Genomic DNA, 17652 nt, shown 5'->3' with positions numbered 1-17652 from the left:
ATTCGCCTAAATCCTTAATTTTTATTATAAGCAGATGGGTTCAATTACTTCTTTTTCTTTTATGGAGGTTGCGTAACATATTTTTAATATTTGATCGTAGAGACTGTCTAAATCATTTTTTTGCTGAGCAGTAAAAACAGTTGCAAGCGGTAAATTGTGTCGTTGCAATTCAATTCTTTCGATGTAGGTTTTCAGTTGTATTTGAGTAAATATTGACATTATTTCAAAAGTTTATTTTTAGTGTCCTGAGCATTTTGTTTTTGTCTTTTAACCTTTGCAACAAGCTTTGCAATTTCAAGTTCGACAATATCGTTTGGTTGCTTTCCTGATACAATTTTTTGAATCGAATTAGTAGAATAAATATGTCCGTCCGAGTTATAAATATTCTTATTAGATAAATGAGAAATTATTTTCGGAGAGTATTGTTTTCCAAGAATTTCAATTATGATCTCTTTTTGGTTGCACGTTATCATTTATGACGGTATTTCAAATTGGATTGAATAGTTGTAATTTTCGTATAACTCACGTAAACACTTATTTGTTAGATCATCATTATTAGGGACGTATATAATTTTGTTTCTGTCATAACGATACAAACCTTTTATTTTCCGATGCAAACGGTATCGCCTGTTTGTCTTTTTTAAGTCTGTATCCATAATGATCCTTTTTTATTTTTATAAATAAATTGTAGATTTTTTTTGCATGCGCTTCTTTCTGCAGAAACTACCGGTTATCAAAAAAATCTACTTTTAGAAAAAGAAACCCTTATATTCGTTTCTGATTGGCGTTAAGTAAATCAATCTTTTCGCCATCAATGCGTATGAAAATACAAATACCAGTTGTTTGTGCTAATGTGAAAAGTGTTACAAATGTTATAGTTTTACCACACGTAAAACGGTCAGTAGAATATCAATTAGGAGACGCTTTTGCGAAACTCTTAATTTATTTAATGACCAAATAACAAAACTAGGCGGGGCATTGCTCCGCTTTTGTTTTATAAGGGTTTCAATATTTCTATGAACAAAGTCAATGATTTTAATTATTCTAAATAATGTTCTTTGATTTCATCATGATTTTTAAAAAAATCCAACATCTTAAACACTTCAAATGTGTCAAATGTGTTTCTTTTTAATTTCCCAATTATTTGTTTTTTATTTAATGCAACTTCAAATAATTCATTGTTTATTTCTTTATCATGAAAATCACATAAATCGTCGGTTAACGTCCATAACCAAACTTTATTAAATTCACTAATCAATTTCTCATTGTAAAATTTAGTATGCTCTTTAATGAATTTTTGTAATTCATTAATATCTAAATTCAATATTTGGCAACGGTGACTAACAGGTAATTCTAGTAGTTTAAAATAAAAATCCTGAACATTTTTGCCTATTGATATTTTGGTACCATCAAACATTTTTAATGTTACTGGACGACCTTCACCATCAATATATTCTACCTCTAAAAATTTTTCTTTATCGTTCATAATTGGCATTAGTTTTGAATTATATATTAATGAGAGTATTGTACTCCATTAATTTGTATATTGCAGGTCGTTTTTAATCCGTTTTTAAGTGGGTTTCTATCCGCTTTCGATAACAAATATCGAAACTTATTTCGAATAAAAAAGTAAATATCGAATTTAATTTCGAATAATTTTAATTTATAAAATTTTATGAACCCTATTTCAATAAGAATCAATGAGTTAATTGAAAAACTTTTTGATGGTAATAATTCTAAATTTGCAAAAAAAATAGGTATTAATGAAGCTAACATTAGAAATTATAGAAAAGGAACACTTCCTAAAGTCGATTTTATTATTAAAATTTACGAAAATATCGAATTTAATTTCGAATGGCTTTTAACAGGAAAAGGTGAAATGTTGCGGAACATACAAGAAAATAAAGTAGATAATCTAATGGCAGTAGAATTGTTAGAGTACAAAAACAAAGAAATTGCAGAATTAAAACAGCAACTCCAAGATTGCCAAGAAGAAAAAAAGATTAGAACAGATAGTAAGATTAACGTATAACTGGAATTAATGAGCCAGTAAATACATTTTTAAATAAAGCCAAAATTTAGTTTTTGGCTTATTTTTTTGCCTTTTTTAAATGTTTACATTTTTTTTGTAAACAAAAAAAAATGTAAACAAATTTATAAACAAGTCTAAACCCTTGTTTTTGTTGCTTATTTTACAATTGTTTATAATGTTTACATTTTTTTTATAAAAGAAAGAATATAGGATATAAAGGAAAAAAAGGAGAGAGCAAAAAATCAGGAATTTAAGAAGCAAAAAGGGGGACAGGGGTAAAAAATCGCCGTACGAAAGCGTGTAGCAGACGAGTTAAACGATTTTTTTTCCAACCTATTAAAATAAAGCTTTTGAATAATTACAGTACGGGAGCGTAAATTAAATGTTGAATAATTACAGTCCAATGGTGTTTAATAAGGGGTTAGATAAAATGAAGAGGGCTTTTTGTTCATTTGTTTGCTAATCGCAAACCAACTCACAGAAAGCCCTCTTCATTTTATCTAACGAGTTTTATACAACTGCTCCGCTATTGTAAAGACATGAAAATCATGAATTTAAAACGGTTGACATAGTGTCAAGTCCGTGTCATTATATATAAAAAAACATTTTTATTGCAACGCAAATAGGGGGTTAAGAGGATATTTTAAAAGGAATTATAAGTAAAAAGTATCCGGTATTCTCCACAAAAAAAACCGTATTACTTAATTGGAATACGGTTTTTTTATTTTAACTTGTAATAATATATTTGTTTACAACAATTTATTTAATAAATCGAAGAAAAAACAAGTAGAAGCTTTCTACACATAATTCAATCTACGCTACTTTCATTAGCAATGATTATAGTTATTGGTGCTTTTATCACCTCCCAAAATAATCATAACATACAAATAATAGACTTTTTTACTAAACCACTTATTACTTTTTTATTTTTTTTTACGATAATAAGTGTCATTTTCTCGGGAATTTTTTATTTTCTCAATACAAAAATGTCTATGATGTTTTATTTAATACTCTTTTTTTTTTGGCTTCTGGGCTGCACTTTTTATTTTATCAAATTCTGTTTCAAAAAAATCCACAAACGAAATACCTGATATAATGGATGGTCTTTCAGAATACATTACCATAACTTTAATCAAATTCATTTTTATCATACTTATTTCAAATTTCACAATAGTCCTGAAGAACTGGTACCTTATTAAGAGAAACGATACTTTAGAAAATTAAATAAATATTATCTCTCCCCAGCATTATTATCAGGATTTGGTTCGTCCTCTTCTATTTTCTTAAAATCGTTATTAAACAAATCGGTCATTTTCTTTTTTTCTTTCTGATTCTTTTTTGCTGTAAATATTACTAAGACAATTACAACCGCAACTACAATTCCTATTATTATCCAATTGATTTCCATAACTTTAATTTTTTCTTAAAGTTAATAATTTAAAGTTTCAGATCATTACCACAACGTTAAGTATTGAAATTAAGAGCAATACACTTATAACTTTTTTAAAGATATTGTTTTACTTAGGTTTTATATTTTTGTATTAATTGTTTTAAATTTTAAACAGAAATTATGAAAGAGGAAATACTGATTCAAATTCAAAAATTGGGTGGAAACATCGACAATGTAAAAGGAAAATCACTACAAGAAGATTTGCAATCAATTGAATTCAAACATCCTTTATATCCTAATGATTTCGGAGATGAATTATTTGGTGTTGATGAATTTTATACTAACAATCTGCACTTGTACTCTACTGACAAAAAAGCTTTTTATAATAATTTGCTCGATCATTTTTTTTCTGATCATGAAATTCCATACGGACAATCATTTTACAGAAATTTTCTCTTTACGCCATTTAAAAAAGATTCCGCTGATTTTGAAGAATTAGATGGACTTGTAGATCAACATGAAATCAGGGAAACCATAGTTGCGGGAGATTTAGATTTTATATGCATTTGCTATTCTTACGGATTTCCTGATCAATATTTTGTCTGTTTGACCGATCCTATTCCCGAAAACCCAACTGTTTATGGAACAGATCATGAAGTTTTTTTTCAGGAAATAAATAATGAAGGAACTCTAGAGGAATTTTTTAAACGCTTTTTATGCAAAGATGAATTTTTAAATATTGTAGAACATTATATTGAGAATGTAAAAACCGACAAATAGTTTAAAATACATGAAATTACTTTCTCAAAATAAAACAATCCAATTTCTTAAAAAAAACCTTTTTATTGGATTAATCATTTTCGCATCAACTCTGTTAGAAATTTACTGGTCTGTTGGAAAATTTTCTGCCAGCATATCAAGCGGATGCTTAGATTGCTCGTTTTTTCAAGATGCATTTTTTATGTCATTGATAACTGCCATTTTCCTAACGATTGTATTTCTGATACTTTCGTTCATTAAAAACATGACTTTAAAAAGTATAATTGAACTAATATTCTTAATTTTAGTTTGGTTTTTCTGGAATTATACCATTTTTGTAGATCGCGAATCGTCGTGGAGTACTTATAGATTTAAGGAAGAGCTTTATTATACACTTTCGATTTCTTTTTTGCCAATTTCGCTTTTATCCATTATTACAGTAGTAGTTTTTAAATTTATTTTAAAAAATAAAGAGCATATAAAACAATTGAATTAACTAAAAACGAAACAATATGACCCTATTACTTCGCTGGTTACTAATTCCTATAGTCGCGCTGATTGCATTATTGTTCTGGAAAGGAAGCCCAATACTTATAAAATTAGCATTGTTAATTGTTCCGCTTGCTCTTATTATTGCGTGGTTTGGACATGAAGGCGCATTTAGCGGAAGCGGAGGATTAGAAAAACTCTATGGTTTATTAGTATTAATAGCATTTTTATTGTGTTATGAAATTGGGTTGTTAATTCATCGATTTTCGCTCCTTAAAAAAAACATCCCCACAATCGAAGATGACATATTGCTGATCATTGGATTGATTTTATTAATTGTATCCATTGTATTTTTCTTAATCGTAGTTTCTAAATAAAATTTTATGAATATCAAAAAATACACAATTGTACTGGCTTCGTTTCTTATTTTATCTTGTAACAATAAACAAGAAACTAAAAGTAACAAACCACATTTAGCCAAAACTACGACCGAAAATGACTCCATACTAACCGAAGAAACTCCCAGAAAAGAAAGCATCAATCTTTTTACTGTTACTTACAAAGACAGCAGTAATGTAGCATTTGTTTCCCTTTCGGATATTTATCCTTTAAATGATAACGCTTCAGACACACTTGCTTTGCCTAATATCGAAAAAATGGGAAAGCAAGCCGCAAAGTCTTTTACGTTAGAACCGAAATACAGAAACCGATTTCTTTCGAAAACAAATATTTCTGAAAATGATTCTTTGTTTGTTTACGATTATAGTAAAAACAAACTGGCTTCATTTGCTGTAAAAAGCCTCAAAGCCACCGCATTATTAAATGGTTATTCATCTGAAGAAGATTGGCCTTATCCAAAATATTATTACATGATTGGGTTTGAAATCAACACACAATCATTAAACGGATTTAGCAATTATTACGCTGATGTTTTGGTTTACGTTGGTAAAGAAAATCCATTTACAAAACAACAATTAACGCCAATGTTATGGAAGAAAGTTTCGATTAAAGAATATCCTTCAAAATCAATTAAAAAAGAAGATCTTGCCGATTTAAAAAACAAGCCTTTAGGAAATACATATGCGTATAAAACCGACAGTTTTGAATATTTCCTGCAGGAATATTTAAATAATTTAAAGGAAGTAGGCTCGAGACGTTTGATTGTTATTGACTCAAAAACAAAAAAAATCATTATTGAAAAAATGTTCATAGAAGGCGAAAGTTTGTCAGCAGCACCTTTAAACTATCAAAACGGCGATAATGTCGCAATACAGTACACAGGCAAGCTTTTTAAGAACAAACCTCCAGTTGTTTTTGGTTTTGCATATGAATCATTCGGATGTTCTGCAATATCGCTTATCGACAAATCAAACGAAGACATTTATATTCAATGTGATAATCGTCATTAATTTAGGAATCTGAAAAATCAGGAGCAGAAATTCTCCTTTTCAAAAGACCAATTGTCCCGCTTTCCGCTATATCTTTTTCTGTTGAAAAAACAGTAAAAAGGATGCCGCTTCAATCGGGGCTAGATTAGAGATTTTGATTTCATAAAAGGAAACATTTTTACTTTATTATTTTTATAAGAAAAATTGTATTTTTGTTAACTGCTAAACGACACAAAATTGTATCGTACGGAAACAATCTTGTTTTGTACCAAAAACTATTTTGTAAAAGAATTTTAAATACCTTTGAATTATGAGCACAGCAATAAAACTAAATCATATAGGGCGAAAAATTAGCCGTATTCGTGAACTACGAGATATGAAACAAGAAGCTTTGGCACAAGCCTTGGGCATGAGCCAGCAAACAATATCTGCCATTGAAAATAGCGAAACTATAGACGAAGAAAAACTAATTGAAGTAGCAAAAGCACTTGGCGTAACCGCAGAAGCAATAAAAAGTTTTTCAGAAGAAAATATGATCAATTATTTTAATACTTTTCACGATAGTCAAGGAAACTTTGGGAATTTTGGAAATAATTCTTGCAATTTCAATCCACTTGATAAAGTGATTGAACTTTACGAACGTTTAGTTCAGGTTGAAAAAGAAAAATTTGAATATGTCGAGAAATTATTGAATGAAAAATAGTTTCAAATTAATATTTGAAGCAATATCAAAAAAGCCATTCTAAAAATTTTAGATTGGCTTTTTTGATATTATTATAAACTTTTAATGCTTAATATTTTTTAATTAATCTTCTACTAGTGATTGTGGTGCATTCATTTTTACAGAATTCATACCATTATCTCTGGAGTCTGAACTTTCATACATTTCACTTGATCCAATAATTAATCCATTTGATGCTTTTAGATTAAAGTATTGTTTTCCATTTGCTGATTCTCTTTTATCAAATTTAGAATCATCTTGCGAATTTATTTTTACAGCTTCAATCCCATTTAAACAAGCTGCTTTTGTTGTGTAACCTTCACTTACAAGAATAGTTTGACCATTAGAAGCCTTTAAACTAAATTGAAATTCACCATTAGACCTTTTCGTAATTACAAACTTTCCCATTTTTTTTTATTATATTTTATAAGATATTTTGGACTCAAAGATAATTAATCTGCCTGAGCTTTAAACTTCCAAAATTCATCATAATGTTTTAAATCCTCAATAACTTTATCTTCTTCTTTTACTAAAGCATCAGTAATTATTATTCCAGCTTTTTCTAATGCAACAGATATTCTTTCTGTCAAATCTATGATAGCGCAACCAGTTTGTTTATGGAAATCCTTTTGTAAAAATTTAAAATTATTTGTGTACGTATTGTCACGTCCAACTAAAATTATATCCTCACTAATATTGGCTAAAATAATTTCCCAGTTAATTTCATCTCCAAGTGAAAACTTATTTGAAGTAGGCGGATTTCCAATATTTTTTCTTTTGACAGCCTTACTTATTATTTCATCTGTCGTAAAATACACCTTATCTTGTTTAAGCGCTTCATTTACAAATTCTTTAAAATAGTTTGCAATTGGATCTTTAGCCGGATCTTTTAAAATCTCAGCAATACTTAAACTAACTAATTTTTGTTGGGAGCTATAGAGTTTTTGAATTTCGATTAATTTATTAAATTCTAATAAATTTTGAAGATACGAACTTGAAAAATTTTCTAATTTCGATTCAATTTGAAATCTCTCTTGTAAACTTTTTATAACACTTTCACGGCTTCTTTCAAATTCTTGAATAATTTGATCCGTTAAAATAAATTTATCTATATTTTCAATTAGAGTACTAAAAATATGTATAGATGCCCCATTAGAACGATAAAAATCTAGAAATATATTTGTATCAATTAGTATCTTCATGATTGTTTTTAAATTATTACCTTATAATACTTAAATACAAAAATATAAAATTAATCTTACAAATCATTGATCGTTTAATTTGAAACTAAAGGATAATTCAACGAAATCTAATTTGATATTACCAGTTATAAAGATTCTCCTCTTGTTTTATATATTTTTTATAATACTTAAAAAAATACAACGGAAAAAATGCTAATGAAATCGGCAAATACGTGGCTTGAATAGTATCTTCAAAATCTCCTATATTGAAGATTATTATCAAGAAATATACAAGAATGGGAAATACATAGTAAGTCCGCTTTTCGTTCTCTTTATCAAAATAGATAAAAACAGATGAAAGAAACAGAATAGTATATAGAAAAATATTAATCAAAAATAATACAGCTTCTTCTTTGTATCTAATACGTCCCTGAAAATAAAAGTTTGTAAAAAACATCAAAAAAATAAAACCTGTAATAAAATCAGATACTAAATAAGATCCCACTTTGTAGGATAAAAAACAAATAAATAGTAAAAAACCGAATTCAAAGATATAATCCCACATTTTATATTACAGTTTAATTCTATTTTTCAAATAATAAAACTTTGCGTCTTAGCGCCTTCGTGGCAAAACCTACTTCAACAAATACCCAAACCTTATAGACCCATAAAAATATCCCGAATTGGTATTAGTTTCCGGATCTCTTAATTCCCTTCCTCTATAAATAAATGAATAAGACATATTGAAGTTATTATGACGGTATTTTAAACCAAACTCTGCATTAAAACGAAGCGGTTCTAACTCGAAAATAAGCGGACTTGTATCATTGAACATACTTCCTTGTATCGTCGCATCATAAAACTGATAGTTGACACTTGGCATTGCATAGAAATAAAATTCTCTGATATTATATTGCGGTTGAAAACTTACCGAAGCATCGTGCAAATTAGAATCATAAATAGGCAATAACTTTTTAAAGCCTATTCGGGTTAAGAAACCTGTTGAAACGCCGTCAAAAATAGTTCCCAGATTGGCTTCTGACTGAAAATGAAGATCTATAAAATCATTGTGTTTTGTTGGAAACATTTTCTTAGAATACATCACATGCGCCTGAACGGCAAAGGCATTATGCAATTGATTTTCCCAACCAAAAACCTCTTTGTAACCTATAATGTGATGAAAACTTTCCTGAGTTTCTCTTCCTAAAGCATTCGGACCCATGAAACCCAACTGAAAATCTGTCTTTAAAACTGATTCGCTTTGATAGAAAAAGCTTCTGCCCGCTTCGGCAAAAATATATCCCGTAAAAGGGCGATCGTTAATATCTACGGCAGCTTCATTAATAAATCTCGGATTATAAATATATTGCCCAACTCGAAATTCAGTGATTTTTTTGTTGATTTTTTCGTTGTTGTTCTTTGATAAAAATCGGTAAAAAAGTTCCAGACCATTTGTGTAATACATATCATTTTTTGATGATGTGTATAAATCGTTGTCGGTAATAAAACCTATTTCAGTTGTTTTTCCCTGGCCAAAAGCCAAAGCAGATGTCAACACGAAAAGCGCAATAAAAGATTTTTTATTTCGCATTATAGTTTATTTTTCCAACAGCTCGCATTTCACGAACAATTCTTTGCTTGCGTCTGTTGATATAACTGGAAGATCCTGTGGCTTTAAATTTTCTTGGGTTGGGTAAAATTGCTGCAATTCCCGCAGCTTGCATTGGCGTTAAACTTGATGCATCACGACGGTACCAGTGTTCTGTTGCAGCATAAGCACCATAAACCCCGTCACCCATTTCGATACTATTCAGGTAAACTTCCATAATACGTTCTTTGCCCCAAATAACTTCGATCAAAACCGTAAAATAAGCTTCCAGACCTTTACGGAAATAACTTTTTCCCTGCCATAAAAATACGTTTTTGGCTGTTTGTTGCGAGATCGTACTTCCACCACGAATTCGGCGTCCGCGTTCGTTGCTTTTATAAGCTTTTTGAAGCGCTTTAAAATCAAAACCGTTATGCGTTAAAAAAGTTCCGTCTTCACTGGCAATTACCGCCTTTTGTAAATTCATTGAAATTTTCTCGATTGGTTCCCAATCGTGATCAAAATAAACTTCTTTTCCGCCAAACTTATTTTCAATGGCGCGAATCACCATCAAGGGCGTAAAAGGAACTGGTATATATTTAAAAATTATTACCGATGCAATCGAGATCCCGAAAAACCATAAACATAGTTTTATAAAAAACCATTTTACTTTTTCACCAAAAGAGCGTTTGCCTTTTTTTGCTGCCGTTTTTGGTTTCGGTTTGTTTGCGGTTGTTGTTTTTGGTATTGGTTTTTTGGTTACTGCCATTATATTAAATCTGCTAATTCTGTTCCTATTAAACTCCCAATCGCTACTCCCATTCCGCCTAAACGCACTCCACAAAACACGTTTTCAGACAGTTGAGTAACTACAGGATTTTTACTGTTTCCTATTCCCATAATGCCGCTCCAACGATGGGCAATCTGGAAATCCTGATTTGGTAAAATTACATTTTTAAGTAAATCCTCCAATTTATTTTGCACAATTTTCGTCTGACCAAATTCTGTTGTTGTTTCAGCTTCAAAATCAAGGTTTCTTCCTCCGCCAAGTAAAATTCTGTCATCAATATTTCTGAAATAATAATAATCGCGATCAAGATGAAAAGTGCCGCGAATATCTAAATTTGGGATGGGTTGTGTAATTAAAACCTGAGCTCTTGCGGGTTTTACGGCTCCGTTTGTAATTGCATTTGCGAAACCATTTGTTGCAAAAAGTATTTTTTGAGATTTAAAACTAAAATCGTTCAATACAATTTCGACCTGATTTCCTAAATCGGCATATGAAGTTACGGTTTGCTGGTTCAGGATTAATATATTTTCAGAAACAGCTTGTCGCAACAATTCCTGCATCATATTTCCGGTATCAATTTGGGCTTCAAACGGATTAAAGATTAAATATTCCTGAATGTTTCCAAATCCAAAACGATCTGTTTCTTTGGTAAAAACATCGGTTTTAAAAAGGGGTTTTAAAATTTCATTGATAAACGGCAATCTTGAAATACATTCTCCAAAACCAGATTCATCATCTTTCAAAAATAATTCATATCCACCGTGAGGTTTAAAATCAATTGCTGAATCTCCTAATCTTTTTCGGAGTAATTGCAAACCTTTCCAGCGTTTTTCAATCAGATTAATTACTTCTTCTTCTGAATGTGTTTTTAGATCTTCCATAATTTCAGAAAGACTTCCGAAGCAGGCAAAACCAGCATTTTTTGTACTTGCGCCTTGCGGTAACATTCCTTTTTCTAACACCAGGATTTTCGCTGCAGGAAATCTTTCGCGTAAGCGTAACGCAGCATGTAATCCTACAATGCCACTGCCCACGATGGTGTAATCTACATTTGTAAACCAGTTTTTAAGTTCCCAGTAACTTAATTCCATTTTTATCTTAAAATAAATTTCAATCTTTTAAATTCCAAATTCCAATTTAGGAAATAAATTTAAAACTTTATTTTTAATCGCCACTAGTTCGCGGATTATCATTTTCAAAGATTATCAAAAAAAATCAGGAATCCGTTGCGGAAAACTTTTCGATAACTTTGGGAATTTTAACATTTTTGGGAATTTGGAATATCATGGTACTGATTGGAATTTGGAATTTATTTTTTGGGATTATTTTAAAATATTGGAATTTAAATGTTGTATTTTTAGCGTCACGAATATTAGAATTTTATTATGAAAAAAGTATTATTTACAACCTTAATAATGATGAGTTTAAACGCTATCGGGCAAAACGTAATGTCACCGGAATTGTTATGGAAATTAGGACGAGTGAGCGCGCTTGGACTTTCAAAAGATGCAAAAAATGTTGTTTTTAAGGTTTCAACTCCTTCGATTGAAGAAAACAAGTCGTCTTCTAAATTTTACATTGTGCCTGTAACTGGCGGAAATGCAACTGAAATCAAGGACACAAAAGAAGTTTTGGCAGATAAAAATGTTTCGCCTGACGGAAAATTTTTAGTGTACAATGAAGAGGTAAAAATTGACAAAGTTTTAGGTAAGGATTTTTATCCAAAAATGGACAAATCTGATGCTCAAATCTATGATGGTTTAGATTATCGTCATTGGGATACCTGGAACGAAGGTAAATTCAACCACGTTTTTTATAAAGAAAATAAAGATGGAGCTGCCGGAATTGACATTTTAAAAGGTGAAAACTTTGATTCTCCGCAAAAACCTTTTGGTGGTGACGAAGATTATATCTGGTCACCAGACGGAAAAAGCATTTTATATGTTTGCAAGAAAAAAGCAGGAACGCAATATGCTATTTCTACCAACACCAATATTTATGAGTACAATTTAGAAACTCAAAAAACCACGAACAGAACCGAAGATAATTTAGGTTACGATATGGCACCGCAATTTTCTCCAACAGGAAACTTGACTTGGTTACAAATGAAGCGTGATGGTTATGAGGCTGATAAAAATGACATTATTGTTGAATTTAAAGGCATCAAAACCAACTTAACTGCAAATTGGGACGGAACTGTAGATAATTTTATCTGGAGTAAAGATGGTAAAAATGTATATTTTGTAGCGCCTGTTGATGGTACAAAACAAATTTTTACTGTAAACTTTCCGGGATTGACAAGAATCGCAATTCAGGTTCGTCAATTGACAAATGGAGATTTTGACGTAAATGATTTAGTTGGTTTTGCCGGTGATGATATTATTGTTACAAGAAATGATATGAATCACGCTCCGGAAATTTTTTCTTTTAACCTGAAGAAAAACACATGGAAACAATTATCAAATGTAAATACTGAAACTTACAAAACGTTAGCAGTTAGCAAAACCGAGAAACGTTATGTTACTACTACAGATGGTAAAAAAATGTTGGTTTGGGTAATTTTACCTCCAAATTTTGATGCTTCAAAAAAATATCCAACTTTATTATTTTGTCAGGGAGGACCTCAAAGTCCGTTGACACAATCGTATTCTTTCCGTTGGAATTTTCAATTGATGGCTGCTAAAGGTTATGTTGTTGTCGCACCAAACCGTCGCGGAATGCCAGGACATGGTGTTGAATGGAATGAGCAAATTAGTAAAGACTGGGGCGGACAAGTTATGGACGATTACTTATCTGCAATTGATGATGTATCTAAAGAAAACTATGTTGACAAATCTCGTTTAGGCTGCGTTGGTGCAAGTTACGGAGGATATTCAGTATTTTATTTAGCCGGAATTCACAAAAACCGTTTCAAAACTTTTATTGCTCACGATGGAGTTTTTAACACCGTAAGTATGTTAGGAACTACTGAAGAAGTTTTCTTTAACAACTGGGATTTTGGTGGTGCATATTGGGAAAAAGATAATGCTGTAGCTCAAAAAACGTACAATGCTTTTAATCCTGCAACACTGGTTCAAAACTGGAATAAACCTATTTTGATTTTCCAGGGTGGTAAAGATTTCCGTGTGCCAATTGGTCAAGGACAAGAAGCTTTTCAGGCTGCGCAATTAAGAGGAATCAAAAGTAGATTTGTGTATTTTCCTGACGAAAATCACTGGGTTTTACATCCCCAAAATGCTCAGGTTTGGCAAGGTGAATTTTTTAAATGGTTAGACGAGACGCTTTAATCTAAATTAAAAAGATAAAAAACAGCCGTAGATTTTATATAATCTACGGCTGTTTTATTTTCCTAACATTTCAATTATGTAAATATTTGGTTTGCTTTTACTTTTCTTAAATGAAATTTTTAAATAAATTGCAGGGAATTCCAACATCAAAAACTTCGTCAACCCCAGATAAATATTATGGAGAGCAAAAAAAGTTACACAGCACTCAAAGTTTTATTCAGTTATGTTGCTTTACTGGCTCTGGTTGTTACTGTAGGTTGGTTTTTATACTCTGAAAATGTAGTTTACAATAAACTTGAAGATAAAATTGCTTTCGAAAAAACCAAAATTCTTAGGGTTAGTAAATTGTTTTCGAATGTGTACAAAACCGAAAGTCTGGCGAGAAAAACAATCCAAAACAACTCTGAACAAGATTTTAGAAGTTATTTGATTGAAACCGATTCCTTAAAATCAAGAATTGATACTTTAAAACAAATTGTTACTACGCAATATCAAAAAACATTACTGGATAGTGTCACGTACTTATTATCTGAAAAAACAAAAAACATCAGGCAGTTAAAAACCATAAAAAATAAAGCCGAAGATGAAGTTTCGGTCAATACTGCTATTGATGAAATTACTAAAATGGAGTTCAAACTAAGAAAATTAGAACTTCAGGATTTCAATAAAAACCCAAATCAATTAGGAAGTTATCAGCGAAATGTGCTTCAAAAATATGTTGATTATCTCAATCAGAATATTCCGGACGATAGCACAAATACGTTGAGTAAACAAGCATCAGATTCTATTTTAGCCAATTCAAAAAAACTTTTAAGTAATGTAAAAATTAAGGCAGAGAAGAAAAAAGAATCACTGAATTTTGAAGAGAATAAATTACTAAAGAATGAAATTGCAATTTCTGACCAACTCCGAAAAGTTCTCCGAATTATTGAGCGGGAAATTATCATCAACTCAATAAAAAACAATTCATTAAAAGAGAAATCTCTTAAAAAAGTCAACGAAATTGTAACGGCTTCGGCTATTATTGGTTTGATTCTGACTTTGTTTTTCTCTATTTTAATTGTAAGTGATTACTCAAAATCACAGGTTTATAAAAAACAGCTCGAAATTGCGAACTTCAAAACAAAGAATTTACTTAAAAGCCGTGAACAATTAATTTCGACTGTAAGTCATGATTTAAAAACGCCTTTGAGCACAATTGTGGGTTATTCTGAGCTTTTAGGGAACTCTGATGTGAATACAAAACAATCGTATTTTATTAAAAACATCAAAAACTCATCTGAATATATCTCGCAATTGGTTCAGGATTTACTGGACTTTTCTAAAATTGAAGCAGGAAAAATCAGTATTGAAAAAGTGCCATTTTTATTACCTGAAATTATTGATGGAGTTGCAAAAAGTATTCAAACCGTTTACAAGCAAAAAGATATTGATCTGATTATTAATATCGATGAAAAACTAAATACCAGAATTGTTGGAGATCCTTTTAGATTAAAACAAATCTTGAGCAATATTATCGGTAATGCCTATAAATTTACCGAGGAAGGTTTTATAAGAATCAGTGCTTATACAAATAATGACAATAGATATATTATCACAATTCAGGATTCAGGAATTGGAATTGAGAAGGAAAACCTGAAATTAGTCTTTGAAGAATTTGCTCAGGCAAATGAAAATATTGAAAAAAAATATGGAGGAACTGGTTTGGGATTGTCTATTTGCCAAAAAATAATATCGATTTTAGGCGGAGATTTAAAACTTGAAAGTACTTATGGAAAAGGAAGCACTTTTGAGATTCAGCTTCCGTTGCAATTTGACAACAGTCCAATTATTTTACCGGAAGTTAAAAAACCTGTGGTTCGCAATACTAAAAGACAAACTTTTATTGTTTTAGACGATGATATTAATCTTTTAAATTTAACGAGCGGCGTTTTAAAACAGGAACAACATCAGGTTTTATCCTTTAGCAGTGCTGTAAAAGCCTTGGAAGCGATTCAAAATACAAATTTTGACTTTGTAATAACTGATATCCAAATGCCGGAAATGGATGGTTTCGCCTTTCTGAAAAATTTAAAAAACTCAGGATATGCTACTTATAACAACCAACCCGTAATTGCCTTAACCGGAAGAACCGATCTTGACGCAGATGTTTACAGTGAAGCGGGTTTTACAACTGTGATCCAAAAACCGTATTCACCTAAGATATTACTGCAAACGATTCATCTTATTTTAGAAAATGATACATTACCCAATGTTGACATTAATGAAAAGGATCAAAAAACAAGTTCAAAATTATATTCACTTGAAACCTTAAAAGAGTTTTTAGGCAATGACAATGAAGCATTAAAAGAGGTTTTAAAATCATTCATTGAAAGCAGTACTGAAAATCTAAGTTTATTAGAAAATGCAATGATGGAAAAACATCCAGTCGAGATTAATTCGATTGCACATAGAATAGCTCCTATGTTTAAACAAATTCAGGCGCGCGAGATTGGTGAAATATTAAAAGTTTTAGAAAACAAGGATCTTCAAACTTCTGATTTAAATGATATCTTCAAAGTTTTGAAATCAAAAACGGATGTGCTTTTTACTGCTTTAAAAAAAGAAATAACCTAATCTATATTATATTGTTTCAATTTATTGTAAAGCGTTTTTCTGGTAATTTTAAGCAATTTTGCTGCTTCAGATTTATTATTCTGTGCTTTTGATAAGGCATGAATAATAGCTTCTTTTTCGTTTTCAGATAATGAGAAATTCCCATTACTGGCTTGTTGTTTTTGTATCTGAAAAAATTCAGCAGGCAAAACATCGCTTTTTATAAAATCACCCTGGGTTAAAAGTGTTGCACGCTTAACGCAATTTTGTAACTCACGCAAATTTCCCGGCCAGTTATAGTTTTGAAAAATCGTAACAACTTCGGGTGAAAACCCAATGATGTCTTTGTTCAATTGCTGATTGGCTTTTTCCAGAAAATAATCTGCAAAAACCATTAAATCTTCGTCTCTGTCTTTTAATGATGGTGACTGAATGGAGAATTCATTGATTCTATGGTATAAATCTTCTCTAAAATCACCGTTTTTTACTGCTTCACGTAAATCTTCGTTTGTAGCTGTAATGATTCTGATATCGACGTTAATTTCTTTGTTGCTTCCAACAGGTTTGATTTTACGCTCCTGAAGTGCTCTTAAGAGTTGTATTTGATTTTCATAAGATAGATTCCCTATTTCATCTAAAAATAAAGTTCCTCCATTAGCCGCTTCGAAATAACCCATTTTGTCGTTAATAGCGCCTGTGAAAGATCCTTTTAAATGTCCGAAGAATTCACTTGCCGCCAGTTCTTTTGGAATAGCACCACAATCGACTGCAATAAAATTGTTGTTTTTTCTTAAACTTTGCTGATGGATGCTTTTTGCAATAATTTCTTTTCCGGTTCCGCTTTCTCCAATTATCAAAACCGACATATCTGTTGGACTTACCAAATGAATGTGATCTAATAATTTTTTTGAAGCAACAGAAATTCCTTTTACAAATTCATTTTCAGTACTTGAAGTTGACTTCTTGACAGCTTTCTTTTCCTTTACAGGAATTTCTTCTTCTGTTTCCGAAGTTTTTAAAGCATTTGTAATTACCAATAAAACCTCATCAGGATTGAAAGGTTTCGAGATATAATCTGCAGCGCCGTTTTTAATTGCTTTAACGGCAGTATTTACATCTGAGTATCCTGTCATAAGTATTACAGGAATATCAGGATAAGAAGCTTTAAATTCAGACATTAGTCCAATACCGTCAGAATCAGGCAAACGAAGATCTGTCAAAATCAAATCGAACGATTCTTTTTTGATTGCAACTCTTGCTTCTGCAGCAGAGAAAGCAATGGTTACTTCGTATGCTTTTTTTACTAGAAATTTCTCTAGTAATTTGCAAAACGAGATGTCATCTTCTATCAGTAATATCTTTGGCATTTGTTTTTAGGGTCTTTTTTGCTAAAATAATACTAATAAAATTGTCTTTTCATAAAATTATGCAA

General features: G+C 30.8%; 18 protein-coding genes. 8 read left to right on the top strand and 10 right to left on the bottom strand.

What is annotated here, in order from left to right; all coding sequences use genetic code 11:
* Positions 1-24: 24 nt before the first annotated feature.
* The 3 genes from KHA90_RS11810 to KHA90_RS11800 form a co-directional block, all read right to left on the bottom strand.
* Complete coding sequence (locus tag KHA90_RS11810; RefSeq protein WP_213299718.1) at positions 25-219, bottom strand: hypothetical protein; 195 nt, start codon at positions 217-219, stop codon at positions 25-27.
* Positions 219-473: a hypothetical protein gene (locus tag KHA90_RS11805; protein ID WP_213299716.1), complete on the bottom strand. Its 255-nt coding sequence runs from the start codon at positions 471-473 to the stop codon at positions 219-221. The genes KHA90_RS11810 and KHA90_RS11805 overlap by 1 nt, the downstream gene beginning before the upstream one ends.
* A gap of 566 nt (positions 474-1039) precedes the next feature.
* Positions 1040-1486, bottom strand: coding sequence for a hypothetical protein (locus KHA90_RS11800; RefSeq protein ID WP_213299713.1), 447 nt, complete (start codon positions 1484-1486; stop codon positions 1040-1042).
* Positions 1487-1675: 189 nt separating this feature from the next.
* Here KHA90_RS11800 and KHA90_RS11795 point away from each other — a divergent pair, with 189 nt between their 5' ends.
* Positions 1676-2032, top strand: coding sequence for a hypothetical protein (locus KHA90_RS11795; RefSeq protein WP_213299710.1), 357 nt, complete (start codon positions 1676-1678; stop codon positions 2030-2032).
* A gap of 1231 nt (positions 2033-3263) precedes the next feature.
* On the opposite strand, the gene KHA90_RS11790 is transcribed toward KHA90_RS11795, so the two are convergent.
* A complete protein-coding gene (locus KHA90_RS11790) occupies positions 3264-3440 on the bottom strand; it encodes a hypothetical protein (protein ID WP_213299708.1) in 177 nt (58 codons plus the stop codon).
* Between the two features lie 162 nt (positions 3441-3602).
* On the opposite strand from KHA90_RS11790, the gene KHA90_RS11785 reads away from it, so the two are divergent.
* The 5 genes from KHA90_RS11785 to KHA90_RS11765 all read left to right on the top strand — a co-directional run bounded on the left by KHA90_RS11785 (position 3603) and on the right by KHA90_RS11765 (position 6761).
* Positions 3603-4202 (top strand): hypothetical protein, encoded by a 600-nt coding sequence (locus KHA90_RS11785; RefSeq protein WP_213299705.1) that lies wholly within the window; start codon positions 3603-3605, stop codon positions 4200-4202.
* Positions 4203-4383: 181 nt separating this feature from the next.
* Positions 4384-4677: a hypothetical protein gene (locus tag KHA90_RS25380; protein ID WP_244860310.1), complete on the top strand. Its 294-nt coding sequence runs from the start codon at positions 4384-4386 to the stop codon at positions 4675-4677.
* A gap of 16 nt (positions 4678-4693) precedes the next feature.
* Positions 4694-5047 (top strand): hypothetical protein, encoded by a 354-nt coding sequence (locus KHA90_RS11775; protein ID WP_213299699.1) that lies wholly within the window; start codon positions 4694-4696, stop codon positions 5045-5047.
* A gap of 6 nt (positions 5048-5053) precedes the next feature.
* Complete coding sequence (locus KHA90_RS11770) at positions 5054-6079, top strand: oxidoreductase (RefSeq protein WP_213299696.1); 1026 nt, start codon at positions 5054-5056, stop codon at positions 6077-6079.
* 289 nt (positions 6080-6368) lie between these two features.
* The gene (locus KHA90_RS11765; protein ID WP_213299694.1) at positions 6369-6761 is read left to right on the top strand and encodes a helix-turn-helix domain-containing protein; all 393 of its coding nucleotides are present in this window, start codon (positions 6369-6371) and stop codon (positions 6759-6761) included.
* A 102-nt stretch (positions 6762-6863) separates the two neighbouring features.
* Here the strand turns inward: KHA90_RS11765 and KHA90_RS11760 are convergent, their stop codons facing one another.
* The 5 genes from KHA90_RS11760 to KHA90_RS11740 all read right to left on the bottom strand — a co-directional run bounded on the left by KHA90_RS11760 (position 6864) and on the right by KHA90_RS11740 (position 11429).
* Positions 6864-7187, bottom strand: coding sequence for a YegP family protein (locus tag KHA90_RS11760; protein WP_213299690.1), 324 nt, complete (start codon positions 7185-7187; stop codon positions 6864-6866).
* 44 nt (positions 7188-7231) lie between these two features.
* Positions 7232-7981: a PIN domain-containing protein gene (locus KHA90_RS11755; RefSeq protein WP_213299687.1), complete on the bottom strand. Its 750-nt coding sequence runs from the start codon at positions 7979-7981 to the stop codon at positions 7232-7234.
* Positions 7982-8594: 613 nt separating this feature from the next.
* Positions 8595-9551 (bottom strand): lipid A deacylase LpxR family protein, encoded by a 957-nt coding sequence (locus KHA90_RS11750; protein WP_213299684.1) that lies wholly within the window; start codon positions 9549-9551, stop codon positions 8595-8597.
* Positions 9541-10317, bottom strand: coding sequence for a monofunctional biosynthetic peptidoglycan transglycosylase (mtgA, locus tag KHA90_RS11745; RefSeq protein WP_213299681.1), 777 nt, complete (start codon positions 10315-10317; stop codon positions 9541-9543). Before mtgA ends, KHA90_RS11750 begins: the two co-directional genes overlap by 11 nt.
* Positions 10317-11429, bottom strand: a complete 1113-nt coding sequence (locus KHA90_RS11740; protein WP_213299678.1) for an NAD(P)/FAD-dependent oxidoreductase — start codon at positions 11427-11429, stop codon at positions 10317-10319. Before KHA90_RS11740 ends, mtgA begins: the two co-directional genes overlap by 1 nt.
* Positions 11430-11723: 294 nt before the next feature.
* On the opposite strand from KHA90_RS11740, the gene KHA90_RS11735 reads away from it, so the two are divergent.
* Together KHA90_RS11735 and KHA90_RS11730 are read left to right on the top strand one after the other, a co-directional pair.
* On the top strand, positions 11724-13625 hold the full coding sequence (locus KHA90_RS11735; protein ID WP_213299676.1) for a S9 family peptidase: 1902 nt from the start codon (positions 11724-11726) through the stop codon (positions 13623-13625).
* Positions 13626-13802: 177 nt separating this feature from the next.
* Complete coding sequence (locus KHA90_RS11730; protein ID WP_213299673.1) at positions 13803-16241, top strand: ATP-binding protein; 2439 nt, start codon at positions 13803-13805, stop codon at positions 16239-16241.
* Here KHA90_RS11730 and KHA90_RS11725 read toward each other — a convergent pair.
* Complete coding sequence (locus tag KHA90_RS11725) at positions 16238-17587, bottom strand: sigma-54-dependent transcriptional regulator (protein ID WP_213299670.1); 1350 nt, start codon at positions 17585-17587, stop codon at positions 16238-16240. The genes KHA90_RS11730 and KHA90_RS11725 overlap by 4 nt on opposite strands.
* Between the last annotated feature and the right edge of the window lie 65 nt (positions 17588-17652).

The organism is Flavobacterium psychroterrae (assembly GCF_018380615.1).
GTDB lineage: Bacteria > Bacteroidota > Bacteroidia > Flavobacteriales > Flavobacteriaceae > Flavobacterium > Flavobacterium psychroterrae.
Note: the sequence above shows the minus strand (reverse complement) of the source record. Positions and strands in the feature narration are given on the sequence as shown.